Raw genomic sequence first — 1,836 nt, 5'->3', positions numbered from 1 at the left:
TTCTTTGCGTGCCGAACCAATACCCGACAAACACGAGACCTGCACCTGCTAATACCAAGACTATCGCTTTCAATGCGAATTTCGATTTCATTTCATTTCTCCTGCAGATGCCATGTCATGTGGAAGCACGTGATATTCAAGCGCCGCCCAAGTCAACGCCGCTTCTCTTTCAAGCTCGGCTATTTGCAGCCGTCGTTCCAATAACATTTTTTTCGCATTAAAGACAGCACTCAAACTGCCGGCACCCGAACGGTAGGCTGCAGTTGCCAGTTCCACCTGCTGTGATGCAGGCGGTAGCAACTGCGCATTGAGTTGCGTCATACGGGTTTTAAGACTTTCCAGAGTGGATGACTGATTCTCGATTTCAGTCTGCAGTTCACGCAATGCTTCTTCGTATTGCATCCTGGCCTTGGTGCCTAAAGCAGATTTTTCAGCGATGTCGCGATTCTGTTTTTGTGCGCGATTAACGGCCAAAGGGATGCTGATGCCAAAGGACACCATGTTTGAATATTGGCTGCCACGCTGGCTGTAAGCAGCTTCGACCGACCAGTCTGGGTTACTTTCACGAGACGCTACCGTGCTGTCGGCATCTGCGAGATTGACCGCTCGGCGCGCAGATAAAAGCATAGGATGATATTTTTCGAGTTCTTCGACAGGCAACCCAGGCACATGTGAAGTTAGCTTGGGTGTCTCGTCCGCGACAGTGGCGGCTGGCATACCGGTCCAGCGACTTAACGCAAGACGTGCGTTCTTCAAATCCTGTGTGTTCTTGCGCGTTGCATCTTGCGCTTGCGAGAGTGTTAATTGTGCTTGCATCACGTCCGAAGCGTTTGCCTTGGCACCTCGATGTGCAGCATTCATCGCATTCAGGTCTTCCTCCGCTTCTTTCTCCATCGCACTGACCAATGCCAATGTGCGCTGACCGTAAAGTACATTGACCCATGCCTTGGCTGCTTCTTCGCGTACCTTGGCAACGCTTTCCAGATAAGTACTTTCTTCCATTTCGACGGCACGCATTGCACGTTCGGACCGTGCAATGCGCTTGTCCGAAGATACCCATTGCTGTTCGATACCAACCCGGCGCATGGTCATGAAGTCGCTCGTGGTGCTGTAACGGTCGCTACCCGTCACCGGCAGATTGTCGATGCCAACTTTCAGCATCGGGTCAGGTAACTGGTCGGCTTTCGCGGCTGATTCGCGGCTGGCCAATACAGATGCATTCGCGGCTTTGGTCAGCGACGATCGTTGCAATGAAAGCTGCAATGCTTCGTTTAATGTGAGGCCGTTCGATTGGGCGTGAACAAAAGATGTGCCAAAAGCCAGCGCCAGTAATACGCTGATTCGGCAGAGCGTGCGCGACTGATGATTCAGTAGCGCGTGGATACGCAAAAACATATAACCCCCGGTAGAAAAGACGAACGCCGACCACGGCACAATGCCGGTCAGCGAAACAACTGGGGGGTTAAATCAAATGCGGAGTCGTTGCGTTCGGAGATAAGGCGGGTCTACGCCTAATTCCAGAGGAGCGTCTGTCCAGGCTGAAGCCCGAACGGTAGGAACAACCGGCAAAGGTGCCGGCATGATGAATGAAACGATAGTTGGTGCCAGCGATGGTGCGGCGGCCAAATGTTCAAGTGCCAACTGCGTGCCGGATTGTTGGGAAGCGCAATGAACCGGCTTCTCGATATCCATCCCTGCACAAGGCATGTCACCCATTGCCATCTCTTGCACAGGAGCCGTTGTCTGCGGACAGACGTAGGCAGCCATTGCTATTCCTGAGGTCAGAACGGTCATGACCAGGAAGCAAGCAATTAAGCGGCAAAAAGATGAAAAGGA

General features: G+C 52.5%; 2 protein-coding genes. Both read right to left on the bottom strand.

Going from position 1 to position 1,836, the window contains the following annotated elements:
• Positions 1 to 87: 87 nt before the first annotated feature.
• Positions 88 to 1,395, bottom strand: coding sequence for a TolC family protein (locus Hfont_RS14960; RefSeq protein ID WP_112993229.1), 1,308 nt, complete (start codon positions 1,393 to 1,395; stop codon positions 88 to 90).
• A gap of 72 nt (positions 1,396 to 1,467) precedes the next feature.
• Entirely contained in the window at positions 1,468 to 1,767 is a 300-nt protein-coding gene (locus tag Hfont_RS14955) for a hypothetical protein (RefSeq protein WP_241523151.1), read from the bottom strand.
• Positions 1,768 to 1,836 lie beyond the last annotated feature (69 nt).

The sequence above is a fragment of the Herminiimonas fonticola genome (assembly GCF_003293745.1).
Taxonomy (GTDB): Bacteria; Pseudomonadota; Gammaproteobacteria; order Burkholderiales; family Burkholderiaceae_D; genus Oxalicibacterium; species Oxalicibacterium fonticola.
The sequence above is the reverse complement of the archived record's forward strand: the minus strand, read 5'-3'. Positions and strand labels throughout refer to the sequence as shown.